Source organism: Burkholderia sp. MSh2, from assembly GCF_000731655.1.
GTDB classification, from domain to species: Bacteria; Pseudomonadota; Gammaproteobacteria; order Burkholderiales; family Burkholderiaceae; genus Burkholderia; species Burkholderia paludis.
The window spans coordinates 81,208-101,739 of sequence record NZ_JPGM01000001.1 but is presented as its reverse complement, the minus strand read 5'-3'; the positions used below and the strand labels follow the sequence as shown (position 1 = coordinate 101,739).

The following is a 20,532-nucleotide window of genomic DNA, read 5'->3' as shown; positions in this document are numbered from 1 at the left end:
CCGCCGCGCACGGGCCGGCAGCCAGGGGCGGGCGCCGGCCCCGCGTGCTTCAGTAGAACGTTTCCAGCGTCAGCTCCTGCGCCATCACGCGATTGCCGGCCAGCAGCCCGCCGTCCACGGGCAGCGCGACGCCGGTGACGATCCGCGCGGCCGGCGAGCACAGGAACAGCGCGGCCTGCGCGACGTCGTCGGGCGTCGCGAAATCGTCGAGCGGATACCACTTCCGCAATTGCTCGAACACCTGCGGGTTGCGCTGCACGCGCGCTTCCCACGCGGGCGTCTTCACCGTGCCCGGCAGGACGATGTTCGCGCGCACGCCGTCGCGGCCGTATTCGATCGCCAGCGATTTCGTGTAGCTGACCAGGCCGGCCTTCGCCGCGCTGTACGCCGGATGCCCGAGCGCTTGCATGCCGTTCACCGAGCCGATGATCGCGATCGCGCCGCGACGGCTCGCGCGCATGCCGGGCAGCACGGCTTCGACGCTCACGTAGGTGGCGGTCAGGTTCGCCTCGAGGTCGGTGCGCCAGGTGGCCGGCGTCGTGTTGCGCAGCGTGGTCGACGCGGCCGTGCCCGCATTCGCGACGAGCACGTCGACCGGTGGATGCGATTCGAGCATCGAGCGCAGCCGCTGCGCGTCGCCCAGATCGTCGACGACCGGCGTCGCGCGCCCGTCGCCGAGCGTGTCGAGGAAGCGGCCGAGCGCCGCGCGGTCGCGATCGAGCGCGAGCACGTGATCGCCGGCCGCGAGGAAGGTGCGGCACAGCGCCTGGCCGATGCCGCCGGCGGCGCCCGTCACGAGGGTGGTTCGTGTCATGTCGGCTCCTTGTGGCGGCTCACAGGCCGAGCGCGGCGCGCGCCTGTTTTTCGTTGTCCCGCGTGATCAGCGTGCCGGACGTCAGCACGAGCGGCGGCGGCGCCTGGTTCTTCGTGATCCAGTCGTACATGCTGATGCTCGTCTGGTAGCCATGCTGGCGCGGATTCAGCAGGATCGAGCCGTAAAAGCCGGTCGGCTTCGGCTTGGCAAATTCGTTGAGCGCGACCTGGCTGCCGTTGATGCCGACCGCGACCATCGCGTCCGCGCCGATGCCGCGGCCCTCGGCGGCGCGCACCGCACCGACCGTCGTGTCGTCGTTCGAGCCGAACGCGACCCAGCGCTTGAAATTCGCATGCTTGGTGAGCGCGATGTTCGCCGCGTTGAACGCGCCTTCGGTGTCGGCCGTCATCTCGGGGGCGTCGATCACGTTCGCGGCGGGGAAGCCGGCGGCCTTGAGCGCATCGACCGCGCCGGTCGTGCGTTCGCGCGCGGTCGGCAACTGGTCGTACGCGAGCCGGATGATCCCGACTTCAGCCGGATTCCAGCCGCGCCGCTTCGTTTCGTCCGCGATCGCCTGGCCGACCTGCCCGCCGATCCGGTACGCGGAGATGCCCATGTGGGGCACGCCCGGCAGCGGCGCGCCATGACCGTCGACGAGCTGGTCGTCGACCGACATCAGCCTGATCCCCGCGCGCTTCGCTTTTGCCGCGATGCCGGGGCCGAGCTTCACGTCGGGCGCACACACGATCACGCCTTGCGCCTTCTGAGCAGCCAGGCTGTCGAGCGCGGTCGACACCTTTTCGCCGCTCGGCGTCGCGATCTTGATCAGCGTGAAGTGCTTTTCCTTCGCCGCCTGGTCGGCGAAGCGCCATTCGTCCTGGAACCACGGATCGTCCGGCTGCTTGACGAGGAAGCCGATTTTCACGTCGGCCGGATCGGCGGCACGGGCGGGCGTGCCGCCGACCAGCGCCGCGCTCGCCATGGCCAGCGCGAGCGTTTTCCAGTGGAATCGCATGCGTCTCTCTCCTGTGTTGTCGTCCCGCACGCGGGCAGGGCTGCCCGGCGCGCGAAAAAATTGTAGGAGGAGGCGAGGCGAACGCTCAAATGATGCGAGGCGTTCCTAGAAAGTGGGACGATGACGGATGGCGGGGCGGGCGCGGAGAACAAGGGCCGCCCGGCGTCATGCACGCGCCGGAGGCGGCGTGTGGCGGGCCGCGCCGGTCATCCCGCCGCCGTGTGCGCCTGCGCCGGCGCTTTCGACGGCGCGGCCGTCTTCAGCGTCGCGGCGGCCTTCGGCGCGGCGGCCGTCCTGGCCGGCGTCGCGGCTTTCGGCGCCGCCACCGTCCTTTGCGGTGCGGCGGCCTTTGCCGGCGCGGCTTTCTCGGGCTCGACCGGCGCGTCGGGCGGCACGCCGAGCAACTGCAGCGAGCCGCTGGTGACCGACGCGAACACCGGGCCGGCCACCGTGCCGCCGTAGTAGCCCTTGCCGCGTGGCTCGTCGATCATCACCGCCACGATCAGGCGCGGGTTGCTCATCGGCGCCATCCCCGCGAACAGCGCGCGGTACTTGCCCTTCGCGTAGCTCGCGCCGACCTGCTTGCGCGCGGTGCCCGTCTTGCCGCCGATCCGGTAGCCGTCGACGCGCGCGCGGCGCCCCGTGCCGCCTTCGCCGACCGCCATCTCGAGCATCGAGCGGATCGACGCGGCCGTCTGCGGCGACGTCACGCGGTGGCCGCGATGCGCGTCGATCGTCTGCTGGTCGGTGCCGTTCTTCAGCAGCGACACGGGGTGCAGCGTACCGTCGCCCGCGTAGGCCGTGTAGGTCTGCGCGATCTGCAGCAGCGACATCGACAGCCCGTAGCCGTACGCCATCGTCGCCTGCTCGATCGGCCGCCAGCGCTTGTAGCCGCGCAGCCGGCCCGATGCGACGCCCGGGAACGTCAGTTCCGGCGCGCGGCCGATCCCGTATTCCTGGTATTTGTTCCAGATCGTTTCGGCGGGCAGGTTCAGCGCGAGCTTCGCGAGCGCGACGTTGCTCGATTTCTGCAGCGCCTGCGAGACGGTCAGCGAACCGTGGTTCGACGTGTCGTGGATCACGGCCGGGCCGATCTTGTAGGTGCCCGGCGACGTGTTGATGATCGTGTTCGGCGTGACCTTGCGCTCGTCGATCGACAGCGCGACCACGAGCGGCTTGATCGTCGAGCCCGGTTCGAACGTGTCGATCACAGCGCGGTTGCGCAACTGCTGGCCGGTGAGGCGCGCGCGGTCGTTCGGGTCGAAGGTCGGGTAGTTCGCGAGCGCGAGGATCTCGCCGTTCTGCGCGTCGAGCACGACGACACTGCCGGCCATCGCGTTGTTCTCGATCACGGCGGCCTTGAGCTGGCTGAACGCGAGCTGCTGGATGCGGCGGTCGATCGTCAGCTCGATCGTCGCGCCGTGCTGCGCGGGGACGAGCGGGCGCGTGTCCGACACGATGCGGCCGAGCCGGTCGCGAATCACCTCGCGCTGCCCCGACGTGCCCGACAGGCGCGTATTCGCAGCGAGTTCGACGCCTTCCTGGCCCTTGTCCTCGACGTTCGTGAAACCGACCACGTGCGCGGCCGATTCGCCTTCCGGGTAGAAGCGCTTCGAATCGGCGATCTGCGTGATGCCGTCGATCGCGAGCTTGTCGAGCTTGCCCGCGGTGTCCGCGTCGACCTGCCGCTTGAGCAGCACGAACGTCTTGTCGTTGCCGAGACGCCGCTTCACTTCGACGAGCGGCATGTCGAGCAGCTTCGCGATCTGCGGGTAGTCGGTATCGGCGACCTGTTTCGGGTTCGCCCAGATTTCATAGGTCGACAGGCTGACCGCGAGCATCGCGCCGTTGCGGTCGACGATGCGCCCGCGCATCGCGTCGAGCTCGATCGTGCGCTGGTAGCGCTTCTGGCCCTGGCCGACGTAGAAATCCTGGTTCGCGACCTGCACCCAGAAGGCGCGCGCGATCAGCGCGGCGAAGGCGAGGAACATGATGATCACGATGAACTTCGAGCGCCACATCGGCAGGCGCGACGCGAGCATCGGGTTCTTGGTCGCGGCCGCGTACGGGTCGGCGGGATGGGTCTTCTTTTTCACGCTCATGCAATGGCCGGGTCGGGCCGCCGGAGGGCGGCGAGTCAGTCTGGATAATGCGATTGTAATAAATGAGTAAACACCGTGTGGGGAAAGTGTGTTCCGGCCCTCGCGAAAAAGCGGGCGGCGGCGTGCGGCACGGTGCGGAAGAGAGGCGGGCAGGCGCGGCGCCTCGTCGAGACTGATGCGGGGGCAGGGGGAGCGATCCGCCGCGGAGCGGGCCGCCTGCGCGACATCGGGCGAGGCCGATGCCGATCGTCGCGGTGGTGCGACCGATTGCGCGGCGCCCGGTTATTTTCAGGCGCCGGAAAATGAAAAGCGCCTCAAAGGAGGCGCCGTTAATACTGAATATCGAAATGAATATCTCGGAACCCGGAATAAACCCGAAAACCGCAGACGATTTAGATCGATATTTCTATCGCGCGACGGAAATGAATTCCCGGTATTCCGGCTGGCTCGTGCACCGGTCGACGGCCTGCAGCCGCCACGCGCCGGGATGATCGCCGGCGAGCACCGCGGGGCCCTGTTCGCGCTGCATCGCGCCGAACGACAACCCCTTCAACTGGCATACCGCATTCCCGCCATCGGCGGCGCAGAGCGCCATCGCACCCTCGACATCGCGGACCTTGCCCCAGGTCGGAAGATCGATGCCCTGATGTGCCTCGCGCGACCACAGCCCCTCGTCGGTATCCACCCACAGTACCGCGAAGGAATGCCGGGTTGCCGATTCGCTGCCATTAATCCGAATGGTGAGGCGCATTGTGATCGTCTCCTAAAAAAGAATGACACATTCGACCGTTTTGACCTGACCAGTCTAGATAGACTGGTGTGAAACGCAAGTGTTAAACAGCAATAATTCCGTATTGAGTTCATTGCGGTTTCTGATGAAACGACGTCAGACGATTCAAGGCCGTTCGGGCAGAGGCGCGCCAGTGCGCGCGGCCCGGCGATCGCGGCATCGGGACGTACGGATCCGATGTTCCAGACATGGGATGACATGGCCATGGGGCGCGTCGATCTGTCGCGTGCGGGCGGTGGTCGAAACCGCGCCGGCTGCCACGCCGGAATGCGGCCCGACCGGATGTTTCGGCGTTTTGACGGCAAGCGCGAAACGACACAGTCAGACAATCTCGTACAAATTGGCACACTTTCACGAAACTTTCGGGACAGACTTGCATGCGGTCGGGCCCCACACTGGGATCTTCCCGATCCCGTGCCGCGGACGCCCGTCCTCGGCGGCTGCCGCCGCCTCGTGCCAGAGACGCGATCGACGCGATCGCAGGCCGCACGCCCGATCGGGATTCGCCGGAGCGCGCGTCACGCCCCGGCCCGGCCGGGAGTCGTGCGCCGTCCGCAACCGCGGACGCCGCGCCGCCCGGCCGATTCTTCGAAGGAGACTATCGTGCTGATCTGGAAAACCGCGTTGTCGCTCAACTGGCGCACGAGCCTCGTGTCGCCGGCCAGCGCACCGGTCGCGGCGGCGAACGTCGGGCGGCTGGTGCTGACCGGCGCAACCGGCTTCATCGGCAGTACCGTGCTGACGGCGCTCGTCAATGCCGGGCTGCTCGAGCGCATCGTCTGCGTCGTGCGCGCGCAGGACCGCGGCCACGCCGTCGCGCGGCTGCGCGAAGCGGCGTTGCGTGCGGGGCTTGCGCCGTACTGGGCGTCGCGCCTGACCGAGGCGAACGTGATCGTCGGCGCGCTCGGCGACGTGTGGCAGGGCGCCGACGCCCCGCGTCTTGCCGGCGCGACCCACGTGATCCACTGCGCGGGCCATGCGTCGCCGGCCGACGGCGTGCACCTGCGGGCCGACATCGCCGATTCGGTGCGCTTCGCCGAACGCTTCGCCCGGGCGCCGCGCCTGCAGCGCTTCGTGTATGTCGGGACGGCCTATGCCCATGCGGGCCGCGGCGGGATCGTGCACGAAGAGGCGGGCGACGCCGCGAACGACGCCGCCTGCGACGACGAGGGCCTGCCGGGCGCGGTGCTCGCGGCGCGCTACCTGCGCGCGAAGGCGGAGACCGAACAGCGCCTGCGCGCACTGGGGCTGCCGCTCGTCGTGGTGCGGCCGTCGCACGTGGTCGGCCATACGCTGCTCGGCACCCGGCCCGCGCCGAATTCGTTCTGGATGTTCCGGCTGGCCCATGCCGCGCGCCGCTTCACCGCGCGGCCGATGACGCGCATCGACATCGTGTCGGTGGACGACGTGGCACGCGCGACGATGCTGCTGGCCGTCAAGCCGACGCTCGCGCACGATCTCTATCACGTGTCGGCGGGCGAGGAGGCGCCGCAGGTCGCGCAGATCGTGCGGGCGATGGACGAGGCGGCGGGCATGACGGGCGCGCCGCGCTATGCGGCGTGCGCGCCGGCCGAATTGCCGCTCGTGGTGCGCGATGTGCTCGGGCGGCCCGATCCGGCGCTCGAACGCGTGATCGGCCGCGCGTTGCAGCGCTGCGGGGAATTCGCGACGGTCGATCGCGTGTTCGACAACAGCCGCGTGCGCGACGAAATCGATTTCGAACCGCTGCCGTTCATCGACTACGTCGAGGAGTGCATGCGCACGTCGCGCGGCGTGGCCGTGACCGAGCTGATGCGCGGCGCGGTGGACTGACCGCCCGCGTGGCGCCCGTTCCCGCGCCCGGCGGGCGCGGGCGCCGCCATCACGGGGTGCCGCCGAGTTCGATGAGCCGGTCGAGCGCGCGATAGATATCCTCGAGGCCGTCCTGGCCGAACCGCGATTCGAGCTGCCGGTACTGCTCGTCGATGCGCGGGCCGATTTCCGTCACCAGTTTCCTGCTTTGCGGCGTCAGGCTGACCAGCAGCCGGCGCTGATCTTCCTGCGCGCGCGTGCGCGTGATCAGGCCGTCGCGCTCCATGCGTTCCAGCACGCCCGTGAGGCTCGGGCTCAGGATGCAGCAGCGCCGCGCGATCTGTCCCGCTTCGAGCGCCTGCGCCGGTTCGCCGTCGAGCACGCGGATGATCCGCCATTGCTGTTCGGTCAGCGCGAATTCCTTGAGAATGGGGCGAAACAAACCCATCAGCGTTTCACGGGCCTCAAGCAGCAGCATGGCCAGGTTGCGATGGTCGAGCGTACGGTTCATCGGGGTGGGTCGTGGACGGGGACGCATCAATCTTAACAGCCGGCGTCGATGAATTTCACCTATCAGGGTAATCGAGGTTGCCAGCGTCCGATTGTTTACTTAAGATGTTAACTATTGACGATGCGCCGCGACGCGCGGCAGGGGAATGACGCATGGAGCTGTCTTGCATGACCGCCGCGGCGCCGCCGTTGCCGGTCGCCATCGGCACCGTCTACGGTGCGCTGCTCAACGAGCGCGCGGCGCTCGACGCACTCGGCGATGCCGTGAATGCGCCGCCTTACGGCCGTCCGCCGCAGGCGCCGATCCTTTACATCAAGCCCGCCAACACGCATGCGGCCGACGGTGCGGCCGTGGTCGTGCCGGCCGGCGTCGACGCGCTCGAGATCGGTGCGTCCGTGGCCGTCGTGTTCGCCCGGCGCGCCACGCGCGTGCCGGCCGCGCAGGCGCTCGACTACGTGCACGGCTTCACGCTCGCGAGCGACGTGTCGGTGCCGCATCCCGATTACTACCGTCCGGCGGTGCGCTTCAAGTGCCGCGACGGCTTTTGTCCGCTCGGCCCGGCGATCGTGCCGGCTGCCGCGCTCGCCGATGTCGACGCGATCGGCCTGACCGTGCGGATCGACGGGGACACGGCGGTATCGGCATCGACCGCCGCGCTGGTCCGGCCCGTACGCGAGCTGATCGCCGACGTGACGGCCTTCATGTCGTTCGACGCCGGCGACGTGCTGCTGCTCGGCGTGGCGGGCGGCGCACCGCGCGCCCGCGCGGGCAGCACGATCGAGATCGCCGCCGCCGGGATCGGCACGTTGCGGCATACGCTGATTGCGGAGGAAGCACGATGAAGACGGCGCGCGTGATCTACAACGGCGCACTGCATGCGGCCGAACCGGCCGGCGACGGCGCGATCCGGCTCGATACGGGGCGCGTCGTCGCCGAGGATGCCGTTGTGTGGCTGCCGCCCGTCGCGCCGCGCACGACGTTCGCGCTCGGCCTCAACTATGCGGACCATGCGAAGGAGCTGGCGTTCAAGGCGCCGAGCGAGCCGCTGATCTTCCTGAAGGGGCCCAACACGTTCGTTGGCCACCGCTCGCGCACCGTGCGTCCGGCGGACGCGACGCACATGCACTACGAGTGCGAACTGGCCGTGGTGATCGGCCGGCCCGCGCGCAACGTGAGCCGCGCGCAGGCGCTCGACTACGTGGCCGGGTATACGGTCGCGAACGACTATGCGATCCGCGACTATCTCGAGAACTACTACCGCCCGAACCTGCGCGTGAAGAACCGCGACACGTGCACGCCGCTCGGGCCGTGGTTCGTCAGCCGCGACGAGATCGGCGACGCCGGCGACCTGATGCTGCGCACGACCGTGAACGGCCGGGAGACGCAGCGCGGCAGCACGCGCGACATGATCTTCGACGTGCCGGCGCTGATCGAGCACATCAGCGGCTTCATGACGCTCGCGCCGGGCGACCTGATCCTGACCGGCACGCCCGAGGGGCTGGCGGACACGCAGCCGGGCGACGAAGTCGTGACCGAAATCGAAGGGATCGGCCGGCTCGTCAACACGATCGTCGGCGAAGCAGACTACTATCGCGCCGGCTGAGCCCGTCGCCCAAGGAGAGCACATGACCATCAAGCACTGGATCGACGGCCGCGAAGTCGAGAGCCGCGAGACCTTCACGACGCTGAACCCCGCGACGGGCGACGTCATCACCGACGTCGCGTCGGGCGGCGAGGCCGAAGTCGACGCGGCCGTGCGCGCGGCGAAGGAAGCCTTCCCGAAATGGGCGAACACGCCCGCGAAGGAGCGCGCGAAGCTGATGCGCAAGCTCGGCGAGCTGATCGAGAAGAACGTGCCGATGCTCGCCGCGCTGGAGACGCAGGATACCGGCCTGCCGATCGCGCAGACCAGCAAGCAGCTGATCCCGCGCGCGTCCGAGAATTTCAATTTCTTCGCGGAAGTGTGCGTGCAGATGAACGGCCGCACGTATCCGGTCGACGACCAGATGCTGAACTACACGCTGTATCAGCCGGTCGGCGTGTGCGCGCTGGTGTCGCCGTGGAACGTGCCGTTCATGACCGCGACGTGGAAGACGGCGCCGTGCCTCGCGCTCGGCAACACGGCCGTGCTGAAGATGTCGGAGCTGTCGCCGCTGACGGCCGACCAGCTCGGCCGGCTTGCGCTCGAAGCCGGCATTCCGCCCGGCGTGCTGAACGTCGTGCAGGGCTACGGCGCGACGGCCGGCGACGCGCTCGTGCGCCATCCGGACGTGCGCGCGGTGTCGTTTACCGGCGGCACGGTCACGGGCAAGCGGATCATGGAGCGCGCGGGCCTGAAGAAGTATTCGATGGAACTCGGCGGCAAGTCGCCGGTGCTGATCTTCGACGACGCCGATTTCGACCGCGCGCTCGATGCGTCGCTGTTCACGATCTTCTCGATCAACGGCGAGCGCTGCACCGCGGGCTCGCGGATCTTCGTGCAGCGCACGATCTACGACCGCTTCGTGCAGGAATTCGCGCGCCGCGCGAACAACCTGGTGGTGGGCGATCCGTCCGATCCTGGCACGAATCTCGGCGCGATGATCACGCGCCAGCACTGGGAGAAGGTGACCGGCTACATCCGCATCGGCGAGCAGGAAGGCGCGCGCGTGGTGGCGGGCGGTGCGGACAAGCCGGCGGGCCTGCCCGACCATCTGCGCAACGGCAACTTCGTGCGGCCGACCGTGTTCGCCGACGTCGACAACCGGATGCGCATCGCGCAGGAAGAGATCTTCGGCCCGGTCGCATGCCTGATTCCGTTCGAGGACGAGGAAGAAGGGCTGCGGCTCGCGAACGATACGTCGTACGGCCTCGCGTCGTACATCTGGACGCAGGACGTCGGCAAGGTGCATCGCCTCGCGCGCGGCATCGAGGCCGGGATGGTGTTCGTGAACAGCCAGAACGTGCGCGACCTGCGCCAGCCGTTCGGCGGCGTGAAGGAGTCGGGCACCGGGCGCGAGGGCGGCGAATACAGTTTCGAGGTGTTCGCGGAGATCAAGAACGTGTGCATCTCGATGGGTTCGCATCACATTCCGCGCTGGGGCGTGTGACGGGCGCGGGGCGTTTTGCTGCAAGCACGATTCCACAGCCGGCACGCCGGCCAAGCATGGAGCCCGGGCCGGCGCCAACGCGCCCGCCCGGGCCGACAGGAGACTTAACGATGGGCAAACTGTCCCTCGCCGCGAAGATCACGCACGTGCCGTCGATGTACCTGTCGGAATTGCCCGGCAGGCATCACGGCTGCCGTGAAGCGGCGATCCGCGGCCACCAGCTGATCGGCGAGCGCTGCCGCGCGCTCGGCGTCGACACGATCGTCGTGTCGGACGTGCACTGGCTTGTCAACGCGGGCTATCACGTGAACTGCAACGCGCGCTTCTCGGGCACGTACACGAGCAACGAGCTGCCGCATTTCATCCGCGACATGCAGTACGCGTACCCGGGCAACCCGGCGCTCGGCCGCCTGATCGCCGAGACGGCCAGCGCGCGAGGCGTCGCGACGCGCGCGCACGAGATCGACAGCCTCGAACTCGAATACGGCACGCTCGTGCCGATGCGCTACATGAACGGCGACCAGCACTTCAAGGTCGTGTCGATCGCGGGCTGGTGCATGTGGCACCAGCTGGACGAAAGCCGGCGCTTCGGCGAGGCATTGCTCGAAGCGATCGAAAAAAGCGATTCGAACGTCGCGTTTCTCGCGAGCGGTTCGCTGTCGCATCGCTTCAACGACAACGGCAGCCCCGAGGAATCGATACACGAGATCAGCCGCGAATTCTTCCGGCAGGTCGACCTGCGCGTGGTCGAGCTGTGGAAGCAGGGCGATTTCCGGACCTTCTGCGCGATGCTGCCCGAGTACAACCTGCATTGCCATGGCGAAGGCGGCATGCACGACACGGCGATGCTGCTCGGCCTGCTCGGCTGGGATCGCTACGACAAGCCCGTCGAGATCGTCACCGACTATTTCGCGAGCTCGGGCACCGGGCAGATCAACGCGATCTTCCCGCTCGCCTGAGCGCCGCGCCCCCGACATCCGACCGGAGACTTGCCATGCCCCACATCGTCGTCGAATACACCGCGAACCTTCGCGACGACGCGCGCATTCCCGTGCTGCTGCGCACGCTCAATACCACGCTGATCGCGCAGGGCGGCGTGTTTCCGACGGGCGGCATCCGCTCGCGCGCGATCGAGCTGCAGGACTACTGCGTGGCCGACGGCACCGGGGACGACGCGTTCGTCCACGTGACGCTGAAGATCGGCTCGGGCCGCACCGAAGCCCAGAAGAAAGCCGCGTGCGACGCGCTGTTCGACGCGATCAAGGCGCATTTCGCCGACCTGTACGCGACCCGCTACCTCGCGCTGTCGATGGAGCTGAACGAGTTCAGCGAAAGCGGCTCGTACAAGCACAACAACATTCACGCCCGCTACAAGCGGGCCGGCTGAACCTTACTCCCGACACGACCATGCTCGAACCCGCCCTCATCGACCAGCTCGCGCAGCGTCTGCACGACGCCGAGCGCGCACGCACGCAGATCCGCCAGATCTCGCTCGACCATCCCGACATCACGATCGACGACGCGTATGCGATCCAGCGCGCGTGGGTGGCCCTCAAGCTCGCGGAAGGCCGCACGCTGAAGGGGCACAAGATCGGCCTGACGTCGAAGGCGATGCAGAACACGTCGCAGATCGACGAGCCCGACTACGGCGCGTTGCTCGACGACATGTTCTTCGCGGACGGCGGCACGATCCCGACCGGCCGCTTCATCGTGCCGCGCGTCGAGGTCGAGCTTGCATTCGTGCTCGGCAAGCGGCTCTCGGGCCCCGACTGCACGATCTTCGACGTGTACGACGCGGTCGACTACGTGGTGCCCGCGCTCGAGATCATCGACGCGCGCAGCCAGTCGATCGATCCCGATACGAAGCGGCCGCGCAAGGTGTTCGACACGATCGCCGACAACGCGGCGAACGCGGGCGTCGTGATCGGCGGCCGGCCCGTGAAGCCGCACGACGTCGATCTGCGCTGGGTCGCGGCGATCATGTCGCGCAACGGCGTGGTCGAGGAAACCGGAGTCGCGGCCGGCGTGCTGAACCATCCGGCGAACGGCGTCGTCTGGCTCGCGAACCGGCTGGCGCGCTTCGACGTGGCGCTGGAGCCGGGGCAGATCGTGCTCGGCGGCTCGTTCACGCGGCCGTGCGCGGCGCGGCCGGGCGACACGTTCAGCGTCGACTACGGCCCGCTCGGGACGATCCAGTGCTACTTCGAGTGAGGTGAGCGAACCATGCAGATTCCTTCGAACGTCTTCAAGGCCGCGCTCGCACGCGGCGACGCGCAGGTCGGGCTGTGGCTCGGGCTCGCGAATCCGTACAGCGCCGAAGTGGTCGCGGGCGCCGGTTTCGACTGGCTGCTGATCGACGGCGAGCATGCGCCGAACACGGTGCCGACGATCCTCGCGCAATTGCAGGCGATTGCGCCGTATCCGTCGCATCCGGTCGTGCGCGTGCCGTGGAACGATCCGGTGATCGTCAAGCAGGTGCTCGATCTCGGCGCGCAGACGCTGCTCGTGCCGATGGTGCAGAGCGCCGACGAGGCGCGTGCGGCGGTGGCCGCGACGCGCTATCCGCCGCACGGGGTGCGCGGCGTGGGCAGCGCGCTGGCGCGTGCGTCGCGCTGGAATCGCATCGGCGACTACCTGCATCGCGCGAATGACGAGATGGCGGTGCTCGTGCAGGTCGAGACGCGCGCGGGGCTGGATGCGATCGACGCGATCGCGCGGGTCGACGGGGTCGACGGCGTGTTCATCGGGCCGGCGGATCTGGCGGCCGATCTCGGGCATCTCGGCAACCCGGGGCATCCGGACGTGCAGGCCGCGATAGACGGCGCGATTCGCGCGATCAAGGCGGCCGGCAAGGCGCCCGGCATTCTGAGCGCGGACGAGGCCGCCGCGCGCCGCTACCTGGCCGCGGGCGCGTTGTTCGTCGCGGTCGGGGTCGACACGACGCTGCTGGCGAGAAGCGCGGAGCGGCTGGCCGCGCAGTTCAAGGAGGCGGGCGGCGGGGCGGCGACGAAGGGGGACGGGACGTATTGACGGAAGCGTGCCCTTTCATAAAGGGCCGTATGGCGTTTCGTTCGTTTCGAAGAAGATCGCTCCATTCAGAACGCCTGTCCGGAGCGCACGATGCCTCACACCACGATGTCCGATCCGGTCTCGCCCGTCGAGCGCGAGATGCGGGCGGCCGTCGAAGGACAGCGTGCGCTTGCTGCGTCCCTGGCCACGCGAACGGAAATACCGCGCATCCAGATCTTCGACGACGAAAATCGCGCGCATCAGATCGAGCTTCCCACCTCCGCGCTCCGTCTGCTGGTCGACATCCTTGCCGAGCTGGCCGACGGCAATGCGGTCAAGGTCGTGCCGGTCCATGCGGAGCTGACGACGCAGGAAGCGGCCGACTTGCTCAACGTTTCCCGTCCGCACCTGATCAAGCTGCTGGAAGCGGACGCGTTGTCGCACCACAAGACTGGCAAGCATCGCGGCGTTCGATTTAGCGATCTGATGCGTTACAAGGCGGAACGCGATCGGGCGAGCGCGGACGCGATGGAAGAATTGAGCTGGCAGGCGCAGCAGTTCGGGATGGGCTACGAATGACGAGTTCGCCGTTCACGGCGGTCTACGATGCATGCGTGCTGTATCCCGCTCCGTTACGCGATTTCCTGATGTGGCTTGCGCCGAGCGGCCGCGGCCGCCGCCGTCGCCGCCGCACGCCGGCCGCGCGAGACGCTCAAGCATCCGCCCATGGCGGCGGAGCGCTATCTCGAGGTTCTCCGGCGTCTGGGCACGGTTCAGACCTGCAAGGCCCTGGAAGCCTATTGCGCGATTCCTTGAACGCGCGGGTTCGTGTTCCTTGATTCGATGCGCGTTGTCACGGCCCATCGCCGGTTGCTTGCTTCCCGTCCAGATACTTCCCCGGCGTCGTCCCCAATGCCCGCCGGAACATGTCGATGAACGCGCTGACGTTGTCGTAGCCGAGATCGAGCGCGATCGTCGTCACCGGCACGCCGTCGGCGATTTTCTCCAGCGCCCGCAGCAGTCTCGCCTGCTGGCGCCACTGCGCGAACGTCAGCCCCGTCTCCGCGACGAAACGGCGGCTCAGCGTCCGCGCGCCGATCCCGGCCCATTCGGCCCATTCCTCCAGCCGCCGGTTGTCCGCCAGATTCGTGGCCAGCGCGTCGGTGATGCGCACGAGCCTCGCGTCGCGCGGCCGCGCGAGACTGAGCGATTCGACTTCAGACGCGGCGATTTCGTCGAGAATCACGTCGGCGATCCGCGATTGCGCGTCGTTCAGCGCCGAGCCGTCCCAGCTCGCCGCGCGCTGCACCGCTTCGCGAAGCAGCGGCGACGCGCGGATCGCGCGCGGCGTGTCGGGCAGCGCCGCGCACCGCGCTTCGGCGACGAACACCGACCAGCCCGAAATCGGCCCGTACGACCGCAGCGCATGCCGGCAATACGGCGGAATCCAGATCGCGTGGATCGCCGGCACCACCCAGTCGCGATCGTCGAGGCCGATCGACACCAGCCCGCTCAACGCGCCGACGAGCTGGCCGCGCGCATGCGCGTGCGGCGGCGTGATGCGCGGGTCGCGTTGCGACAGGACGGCGGCGACCACGAACGGGCCGTCGTCGGAGGTGACGAATCGGGCGGGCAGGAGCGGATCGGACATGGCCGGATATCGGTATCGAATGGCTGTTATACCGGAGATCGGCCGGCTTCGCACGCCTACACTGCTTCCATCGACGACAACCGGAGTACGACGCGATGCGAGCCGAGCAGATGCTTCCCGACCAGGCCGACCGGATCACGGTCGGTGAAACGACGATCCGCAAGGGCACCGTCGGCGCGTTCCTGGTCAACGCGCGGGTGCTGACCGACCCGGACGCGACGCCGGCCGAGCGCGCCCGCGCGGAGGCGGACGCGCTCGACGCGTTGCCCGCGCTGCGGGCGATCGGGCTGTTCGACGTGCTCGAAGTGCGCGATCCCGCGCTGCGCGCGTGGCTCGCCGCGCGATGACGCGCGCCGCAATCGTCGACCGATCCAACCGAATCCAGGAGTTCCCATGAAAGCCGCAGTCGTGAAGGGCGCGGGCGAGCGCCCCGTTTATATGGAAATCGAGGCGCCGCAGGCGACGCCGGGCCACCGGCTGGTGGACGTGACGGCATCCGCGCTGAGCCGGCTGGCGCAGGCGCGCGCGTCGGGCACGCATTATTCGTCCGGCGGGCGATATCCGTTCGTCGTCGGCGTCGATGGCGTCGGCCGTCTCGACGACGGACAGCGCGTCTATTTCTTCGGCGCACCGGCGCCGTTCGGCGCGATGTCCGAGCGCACGCTCGCGCCCGACACGCAGTGCGTGCCGCTGCCGGATTCGCTCGACGACCTGACGGCCGCCGCGATCGCGATTCCCGGCATGTCGTCGTGGGCGGCGCTGACCGAACGGGCGCGGCTGGTCGCGGGCGAGACGGTGCTGGTCAACGGCGCGACGGGCGCGTCGGGGCGGCTCGCGGTGCGGATCGCGAAGCATCTGGGCGCCGCGAAGGTGATCGCGACGGGGCGCAATGCGGCTGCCCTGGAGGCCTTGCTGGGCGCCGGCGCGGACGCCGTCGTGTCGCTGCAGCAGGGCGATGCGGATCTGGCGCGCGCGCTCGAGCCGCATTTCCGCGCGGGCGTGGACGTCGTGCTCGACTATCTGTGGGGCGCGAGCGCGCTCGCGCTGCTGATCTCGGCCGCGAAGACGACGCCCGAAGGCCGCCGGCTGCGTTTCGTGCAGATCGGCTCGATCGGCGGCGCGGACGTGCTGCTGCCGGGCGCCGTATTGCGTGCGACCGCGATCGAGCTGATGGGCAGCGGCCTCGGCAGCGTGTCGCTGCCGGGTCTGCTGGCGTCGGTGCGCGGCGTGTTCGACGCCGCCGGGCCGGCGGGGCTCGCGATCGAGACGCGCGCGGTGCCGCTGTCGGCCGTCGGCGAACACTGGGGCGACGCGAACAGTCTCGTGCGTCCGGTGTTCACGATGCGGGCCGACTGAGTAACCGTCCTCGAAGTCGAGCGCGATGAAGTGAATCGTCCCAAGGCGGTGCAGGGCCGGGGCGTGCGCGTTGCGCGCGGCGGCCGGTGATCCGTCGCCGTGCCGAAGCGCACGGCGAATGCGAAGCAGGGCAATACGCGCCGTGAACGGATAGCGCAGGCGGGCGACCCGACGTGACGTCCGGTCAACTGAAGATCGCCCGCCGCGTCATGCTCAGAACCGCTGCTGAATCCCCGCAGTGACACCGACCTGCGTCGTACCGTAGCCCGCGAAATCGCGCGACACGCCGACCTTCTGGTCGTGCTTCGCGATCGCGAACGCGCCTGCCGCGTACAGCACCGTGCGTTTCGACAGCGCGTAGTTCGCGCGCACCGACACGAGCGTCGGGTCGGCGTCCGTGCCGCCCTTGATGTTCTGGTGATAGACGGCCGCGATCAGCGAGAACGTCGGCGTGAACTGGTACGAGCCGCCGAGCCAGTACATGTCGCTGAGCTGGTTCGCCGCGGTCGTGCGGAACGTGCGCTTGTAGTTGCGATAGCCGGCCATCGTCTTCAGGTTGCCGAAGTCGTAGCTCAGGCCCGCATGGATGCCCTGGATGTAGTTGACCGTATCGGCCGGCGTGACGCTGTCGGCCGCGCCGTTCTGCCGGTCGAACGTGACCACCGCCGCGAACGGGCCGGTTTCGTAGCCGAGCGCGAAGTCGTATTTCGAGCTGGTCTTCACGCTGCCCGGCACGTTGCCGAAGCCGTACATCGCGCCGAACTTGAAGCCGCTGAACTCGCCGTCGTAGCGCACCGCGTTCGACGCGCGCGTGAACATGCCGTCCTTGCGGCCGCCGGTGGCCATCGACGACGTCGCCCACGAGTAGTTCTGCGCGTAACCCATCGGGTCGAACGGCAGCAGGTAATCGTACGTGACGGTGTAGTTGCGGCCGAGCGTCAGTTCGCCCCATCGACTTTTCAGGCCGACCGTCGCGCGGCGCGCGAAGATCGAGTCGGGGCCGTCGTCGAAGGCGCCGTTCGCGAGATCGATCCCGCTTTCGAGGCGGAACACCGCCTTCAGCCCGCCGCCGAGATCCTCGACGCCGCGCAGGCCCCAGCGCGACGTGTTCTTGTTGCCCGACTTGAGCTTGACCGAACTGCCGCCTTCCGGCGCCGCGTGGTTCGTGTATTCGATGCCGGCATCCATGATCCCGTACAGCGTGACCGACGACTGCGCGTGCGCGGCGCCGGCCGCGAGACCGGCGACCGCAGCCGAGCCGGTCAGGACGGCGGCGCGGAGGGAACGTTCTGCGCGTGATTTCATTGACGGTGTCTCCAGTTTTTTTGTGGGTTGGGTGAAACAGGTGCGGCGCGCGGCCGCTCGCGGCGGACGCCGCGGGACGTCCGCCGGACAGGCTGGCCGGCGCATGGGGGATGCGCGGGATGCATGCCGGATGCATGCGCGGCGGCGCGCGAGCCGCCGCGTCCGGGTCAGCCCGCTTTCGCGAACGCCCAGCAGTCGTTGGTCGGGAATTCGATCCAGTGCCTGCCGGCCGCGCGCGGCACGTGGCCGAACGCGCGCAGGCGCATGTCGCCGCAATGGAACAGGTATTCCCAGCGGTCGCCGAGATACATCGACGTGACGAGGTCGGCCTGCAGCCGGTTCGCGCCTGGGCCGTCGGCGACCTGCACGCGTTCGAGGCGGATCACGGCCTGCGCGTCCTGGCCCGGCGCGAACGTGTCGCGGGCGATCGCGCGCAACTCCCAGCCGTCGCCGGCGAGCGTCACGCATTCGCCGTCGATTGCCGCGACCCGTGCGTCGATCCGGTTGTTGCTGCCCATGAACTCGGCCGTGTACAGCGAGCGCGGGGCGCCATACAGCTCGGCCGGCGTGCCTTCCTGCTCGATGCGGCCGTTGCGCAGCAGCAGGATGCGGTCGGACATCGCCATCGCCTCGGTCTGGTCGTGCGTCACGCACAGGGCCGACAGCCCGAGCGACACGATCAGCTCGCGCAGCCACGCGCGCGCTTCCTCGCGCAGCTTCGCGTCGAGGTTCGACAGCGGCTCGTCGAGCAGGATCACCGGCGGGTTGTAGACGAGCGCGCGCGCGATCGCGACGCGCTGCTGCTGGCCGCCCGACAGCTGATGCGGAAAGCGTTCCGCCAGATGGCCGAGGCCGAGCTGGTCGAGCGCGGTCTGTACGCGGCGCTTCTGTTCGGCAGGCGCGACGCGGCGCAGTTTCAGCCCGTAGCCGACGTTGTCGGCGACGGTGCGGTGCGGCCACAGCGCGTACGACTGGAACACGAGGCCGAGCGAGCGCTGCTCGACGGGCAGGTCGACGCGCCCGGCGCCGTCGAAGAACACGCGGTCGTCGAGCTGGATGCGGCCGTCGGACGGCTGTTCGAGGCCGGCCACCGCGCGCAGCAGCGTCGTCTTGCCGCTGCCCGACGCGCCGAGCAGACAGACGACTTCGCCGGCCTTCAGTTCGAACGACACGCCCTTGAGGATCGGATTGACGCCATAGCTGAGATGCAGGTCGTCGACGATGAGCTTATCCATGAAGTTTCACTCCGAAACGCAGGGCCACGCCGAGTCCGACGCCGACCATCGCGATGTTGATGACAGAGAGTGCGGCGACCTGGTCGACGGCGCCCGTCGCCCACAGCGACACGAGCAGCGCGCCGATCACTTCGGTGCCGGGCGACAGCAGGTAGACGGCCGTCGAGTATTCGCGCTCGAAGATCATGAAGATCAGGAGCCACGCGGCGAGCAGGCCGAAACGCACGAGCGGCAGCGTGACGTCGAGCGACACGCGGCTGCGCGTCGCGCCGACGCTGCGGCCGGCTTCCTCGAGTTCGGGGCCGACCTGCAGCAGCGCGCTCTGGATGAGCCGCATCCCGTACGCGAGCCACACGACCGTGTACGCGATCCAGATGCTCCACATCGAGTTCTTCAGCTCGCGCAGGCCCGGGACGAACAGGAAGATCCACAGGAACGCGAGGCCGGCGAGCAGGCCGGGCACCGCGCGCGGCAGCAGCACGATGTAGTCGAGCAGCTTCGTCGCCCAATCGTGGCGGCGGTGGCCGGCGAACGCGACGAGCGAGTAGAAGCCGACCGCGAGCGCACCGCCGATCACGCCGATGCCGAGCGTGTTGACGATCGCGCGCACCAGGTTGTCCTGCTCGAACAGCTCGACGAAGTTCGACAGCGTCAGCACCTCGGCGAGCGCCACGCCTTCGCCCCAGTTGGTCACGAACGCGCGCAGCACGATGCCCGAGATCGGCACGATCACGGTCAGCATCAGCCACAGCGCGACGATCGCGAGCGCGACCCAGCGCCATGCGCCGAGCGGCAGCACCGTCGCGCGGCCGGCCTTGCCCTTTACGGTGACGAAGCGGTTGGCCGTCTTCAGCAACCGGCGCTGCAGCAGCACGAGCGGGAACGTGATCGCCACGATGCACACCGCGACTGCGGCCATCAGGTGATACGACGGCACGCCGAGCTTGTTGGTGAGCTTGTACAGGTAGGTTGCGAGCACGAGGTGGCCTTCCGGATCGCCGAGCACGAGCGGCAGCCCGAATACCTCGAAGCCGAGGAAGAACACCAGCACGCCGGCGAACAGCAGCGCGGGCATCGTCATCGGCAGGCTCACGTCGAGCGCGACGCGGAACGGGCGGGCGCCCGTCACGCGTGCGGCTTCCTCGACGTCCGAACCGAGGTTGCGCAGCGCGGCCGACGAATACAGGTACACGTGCGGTACGTGCGTGAGGCCGACGATCACCGTGATCGCGAAGATCGAGTACACGTTCCAGGGAACGTTCTGCACCCCGAACAGTTCCTTGAACCACACGGAGTAGAAGCCGACCGGGCCGGCCGCGACCACGTAGCCGAACGCGAGCACCATCGGCGACACGAACACCGGCGTGAGCAGCAGCGGTTCGAGCCAGCGGCGGCCGGGCAGGTCGGTGCGCACCATCAGGAACGCGAGGATGCCGCCGAGCGGGATCGAGATGAACAGCATCCCGCCGGCGATGATGAAGGAGTTCTTCACGGCCGACCAGAAGTCGGGATCGCTGAAGATGAAGCGGAAGCCCTCGATGCCGAGCGTTTTGTTCGCGTCGAAGAACGGCGCGGACAGCAGGCTCTGGAACAGGATGAAGCCGAGCGGCAGCGCGACCGCGATGGACAGCACCGCGACGACGATCCAGCGCAGCATGCCGGCGAGCGGCTGCAGGCTGTTGACCGGCAGCGCGGGAATCGCGTCGCGCTGGCCGGTGCTGGGCGGAACGGCCGGCGCCGCTCCGCGTGTGCTGGTTGAAAGCATGAGTTCGCCCCTGCGGCCATCCGGATGGCCGCCTCTAGGAAGTCGGTAAGGGGAAGGGCCGCCCGCGCGGTGCGCGGCGGGCGGCCGGCGGTCAGCGGA

20 protein-coding genes and 1 pseudogene are annotated in these 20,532 nt (G+C 68.6%); 12 read left to right on the top strand and 9 right to left on the bottom strand.

From position 1 onward, the window contains the following. Nucleotides 1-49: 49 nt before the first annotated feature. The 4 genes from GQ57_RS00450 to GQ57_RS00435 form a co-directional block, all read right to left on the bottom strand. On the bottom strand, nt 50-814 hold the full coding sequence (locus tag GQ57_RS00450) for an SDR family oxidoreductase (protein ID WP_034196747.1): 765 nt from the start codon (nt 812-814) through the stop codon (nt 50-52). A gap of 19 nt (nt 815-833) precedes the next feature. After that, on the bottom strand, nt 834-1,829 hold the full coding sequence (locus tag GQ57_RS00445; protein WP_031396742.1) for an arabinose ABC transporter substrate-binding protein: 996 nt from the start codon (nt 1,827-1,829) through the stop codon (nt 834-836). Between the two features lie 206 nt (nt 1,830-2,035). Beyond that, nucleotides 2,036-3,931, bottom strand: a complete 1,896-nt coding sequence (locus GQ57_RS00440; RefSeq protein WP_031396741.1) for a peptidoglycan D,D-transpeptidase FtsI family protein — start codon at nt 3,929-3,931, stop codon at nt 2,036-2,038. A gap of 406 nt (nt 3,932-4,337) precedes the next feature. After that, nucleotides 4,338-4,682, bottom strand: coding sequence for a DUF3564 family protein (locus GQ57_RS00435; RefSeq protein ID WP_031396740.1), 345 nt, complete (start codon nt 4,680-4,682; stop codon nt 4,338-4,340). A 642-nt stretch (nt 4,683-5,324) separates the two neighbouring features. Here GQ57_RS00435 and GQ57_RS00430 point away from each other — a divergent pair. Continuing rightward, nucleotides 5,325-6,533, top strand: coding sequence for an SDR family oxidoreductase (locus tag GQ57_RS00430; protein WP_031396739.1), 1,209 nt, complete (start codon nt 5,325-5,327; stop codon nt 6,531-6,533). A gap of 49 nt (nt 6,534-6,582) precedes the next feature. On the opposite strand, the gene hpaR is transcribed toward GQ57_RS00430, so the two are convergent. Beyond that, nucleotides 6,583-7,023 carry a homoprotocatechuate degradation operon regulator HpaR gene (hpaR, locus tag GQ57_RS00425; protein ID WP_031396738.1) on the bottom strand — a complete coding sequence of 147 codons (441 nt, stop codon included), beginning with the start codon at nt 7,021-7,023 and terminating at the stop codon, nt 6,583-6,585. A gap of 152 nt (nt 7,024-7,175) precedes the next feature. Here hpaR and GQ57_RS00420 point away from each other — a divergent pair, with 152 nt between their 5' ends. The 9 genes and pseudogenes from GQ57_RS00420 to GQ57_RS43540 all read left to right on the top strand — a co-directional run. Then, on the top strand, nt 7,176-7,865 hold the full coding sequence (locus tag GQ57_RS00420) for a fumarylacetoacetate hydrolase family protein (protein ID WP_034196746.1): 690 nt from the start codon (nt 7,176-7,178) through the stop codon (nt 7,863-7,865). Continuing rightward, nucleotides 7,862-8,626, top strand: coding sequence for a fumarylacetoacetate hydrolase family protein (locus GQ57_RS00415; protein WP_034196745.1), 765 nt, complete (start codon nt 7,862-7,864; stop codon nt 8,624-8,626). The genes GQ57_RS00420 and GQ57_RS00415 overlap by 4 nt, the downstream gene beginning before the upstream one ends. Nucleotides 8,627-8,648: 22 nt before the next feature. Then, complete coding sequence (gene hpaE, locus GQ57_RS00410; RefSeq protein WP_031396735.1) at nt 8,649-10,112, top strand: 5-carboxymethyl-2-hydroxymuconate semialdehyde dehydrogenase; 1,464 nt, start codon at nt 8,649-8,651, stop codon at nt 10,110-10,112. Between the two features lie 110 nt (nt 10,113-10,222). After that, entirely contained in the window at nt 10,223-11,071 is an 849-nt protein-coding gene (gene hpaD, locus GQ57_RS00405) for a 3,4-dihydroxyphenylacetate 2,3-dioxygenase (RefSeq protein ID WP_031396734.1), read from the top strand. A gap of 35 nt (nt 11,072-11,106) precedes the next feature. Further along, entirely contained in the window at nt 11,107-11,499 is a 393-nt protein-coding gene (locus GQ57_RS00400) for a 5-carboxymethyl-2-hydroxymuconate Delta-isomerase (protein WP_031396733.1), read from the top strand. 20 nt (nt 11,500-11,519) lie between these two features. Beyond that, the gene (gene hpaH / locus GQ57_RS00395; protein ID WP_031396732.1) at nt 11,520-12,323 is read left to right on the top strand and encodes a 2-oxo-hept-4-ene-1,7-dioate hydratase; all 804 of its coding nucleotides are present in this window, start codon (nt 11,520-11,522) and stop codon (nt 12,321-12,323) included. Nucleotides 12,324-12,335: 12 nt separating this feature from the next. Continuing rightward, a complete protein-coding gene (hpaI, locus tag GQ57_RS00390; protein ID WP_031396731.1) occupies nt 12,336-13,142 on the top strand; it encodes a 4-hydroxy-2-oxoheptanedioate aldolase in 807 nt (268 codons plus the stop codon). A gap of 90 nt (nt 13,143-13,232) precedes the next feature. Beyond that, nucleotides 13,233-13,700, top strand: a complete 468-nt coding sequence (locus tag GQ57_RS00385) for an excisionase family DNA-binding protein (RefSeq protein WP_034196744.1) — start codon at nt 13,233-13,235, stop codon at nt 13,698-13,700. Next, nucleotides 13,697-13,804: pseudogene (locus tag GQ57_RS43540) on the top strand (PIN domain-containing protein); the annotation flags it as partial. The gene GQ57_RS00385 and the pseudogene GQ57_RS43540, both read left to right, overlap by 4 nt. 170 nt (nt 13,805-13,974) lie before the next feature. Here the strand turns inward: GQ57_RS43540 and GQ57_RS00380 are convergent. Further along, nucleotides 13,975-14,772 (bottom strand): AraC family transcriptional regulator, encoded by a 798-nt coding sequence (locus GQ57_RS00380; protein WP_031396730.1) that lies wholly within the window; start codon nt 14,770-14,772, stop codon nt 13,975-13,977. A gap of 95 nt (nt 14,773-14,867) precedes the next feature. Here GQ57_RS00380 and GQ57_RS00375 point away from each other — a divergent pair, with 95 nt between their 5' ends. Beyond that, a complete protein-coding gene (locus tag GQ57_RS00375; RefSeq protein ID WP_031396729.1) occupies nt 14,868-15,119 on the top strand; it encodes a hypothetical protein in 252 nt (83 codons plus the stop codon). 46 nt (nt 15,120-15,165) lie between these two features. Beyond that, nucleotides 15,166-16,128: a quinone oxidoreductase family protein gene (locus tag GQ57_RS00370; RefSeq protein ID WP_034196743.1), complete on the top strand. Its 963-nt coding sequence runs from the start codon at nt 15,166-15,168 to the stop codon at nt 16,126-16,128. 213 nt (nt 16,129-16,341) lie between these two features. Here the strand turns inward: GQ57_RS00370 and GQ57_RS00365 are convergent, their stop codons facing one another. The 3 genes from GQ57_RS00365 to GQ57_RS00355 all read right to left on the bottom strand — a co-directional run bounded on the left by GQ57_RS00365 (nt 16,342) and on the right by GQ57_RS00355 (nt 20,433). Continuing rightward, complete coding sequence (locus tag GQ57_RS00365) at nt 16,342-17,433, bottom strand: porin (protein ID WP_034196742.1); 1,092 nt, start codon at nt 17,431-17,433, stop codon at nt 16,342-16,344. A gap of 167 nt (nt 17,434-17,600) precedes the next feature. Then, complete coding sequence (locus GQ57_RS00360) at nt 17,601-18,668, bottom strand: ABC transporter ATP-binding protein (protein ID WP_034196741.1); 1,068 nt, start codon at nt 18,666-18,668, stop codon at nt 17,601-17,603. Then, a complete protein-coding gene (locus GQ57_RS00355; RefSeq protein ID WP_034196740.1) occupies nt 18,661-20,433 on the bottom strand; it encodes an ABC transporter permease in 1,773 nt (590 codons plus the stop codon). Before GQ57_RS00355 ends, GQ57_RS00360 begins: the two co-directional genes overlap by 8 nt. Between the last annotated feature and the right edge of the window lie 99 nt (nt 20,434-20,532).

Bases quoted from the DNA above. Each gene is read 5' to 3' on its own strand.
- GQ57_RS00450 (WP_034196747.1), bottom strand. From the start codon at position 814: ATGACACGAACCACCCTCGTGACGGGCGCCGCCGGCGGCATCGGCCAG.
- GQ57_RS00445 (WP_031396742.1), bottom strand. From the start codon at position 1,829: ATGCGATTCCACTGGAAAACGCTCGCGCTGGCCATGGCGAGCGCGGCG.
- GQ57_RS00440 (WP_031396741.1), bottom strand. From the start codon at position 3,931: ATGAGCGTGAAAAAGAAGACCCATCCCGCCGACCCGTACGCGGCCGCG.
- GQ57_RS00435 (WP_031396740.1), bottom strand. From the start codon at position 4,682: ATGCGCCTCACCATTCGGATTAATGGCAGCGAATCGGCAACCCGGCAT.
- hpaR (WP_031396738.1), bottom strand. From the start codon at position 7,023: ATGAACCGTACGCTCGACCATCGCAACCTGGCCATGCTGCTGCTTGAG.
- GQ57_RS00420 (WP_034196746.1), top strand. From the start codon at position 7,176: ATGGAGCTGTCTTGCATGACCGCCGCGGCGCCGCCGTTGCCGGTCGCC.
- GQ57_RS00415 (WP_034196745.1), top strand. From the start codon at position 7,862: ATGAAGACGGCGCGCGTGATCTACAACGGCGCACTGCATGCGGCCGAA.
- hpaE (WP_031396735.1), top strand. From the start codon at position 8,649: ATGACCATCAAGCACTGGATCGACGGCCGCGAAGTCGAGAGCCGCGAG.
- hpaD (WP_031396734.1), top strand. From the start codon at position 10,223: ATGGGCAAACTGTCCCTCGCCGCGAAGATCACGCACGTGCCGTCGATG.
- GQ57_RS00400 (WP_031396733.1), top strand. From the start codon at position 11,107: ATGCCCCACATCGTCGTCGAATACACCGCGAACCTTCGCGACGACGCG.
- hpaH (WP_031396732.1), top strand. From the start codon at position 11,520: ATGCTCGAACCCGCCCTCATCGACCAGCTCGCGCAGCGTCTGCACGAC.
- hpaI (WP_031396731.1), top strand. From the start codon at position 12,336: ATGCAGATTCCTTCGAACGTCTTCAAGGCCGCGCTCGCACGCGGCGAC.
- GQ57_RS00385 (WP_034196744.1), top strand. From the start codon at position 13,233: ATGCCTCACACCACGATGTCCGATCCGGTCTCGCCCGTCGAGCGCGAG.
- GQ57_RS00380 (WP_031396730.1), bottom strand. From the start codon at position 14,772: ATGTCCGATCCGCTCCTGCCCGCCCGATTCGTCACCTCCGACGACGGC.
- GQ57_RS00375 (WP_031396729.1), top strand. From the start codon at position 14,868: ATGCGAGCCGAGCAGATGCTTCCCGACCAGGCCGACCGGATCACGGTC.
- GQ57_RS00370 (WP_034196743.1), top strand. From the start codon at position 15,166: ATGAAAGCCGCAGTCGTGAAGGGCGCGGGCGAGCGCCCCGTTTATATG.
- GQ57_RS00365 (WP_034196742.1), bottom strand. From the start codon at position 17,433: ATGAAATCACGCGCAGAACGTTCCCTCCGCGCCGCCGTCCTGACCGGC.
- GQ57_RS00360 (WP_034196741.1), bottom strand. From the start codon at position 18,668: ATGGATAAGCTCATCGTCGACGACCTGCATCTCAGCTATGGCGTCAAT.
- GQ57_RS00355 (WP_034196740.1), bottom strand. From the start codon at position 20,433: ATGCTTTCAACCAGCACACGCGGAGCGGCGCCGGCCGTTCCGCCCAGC.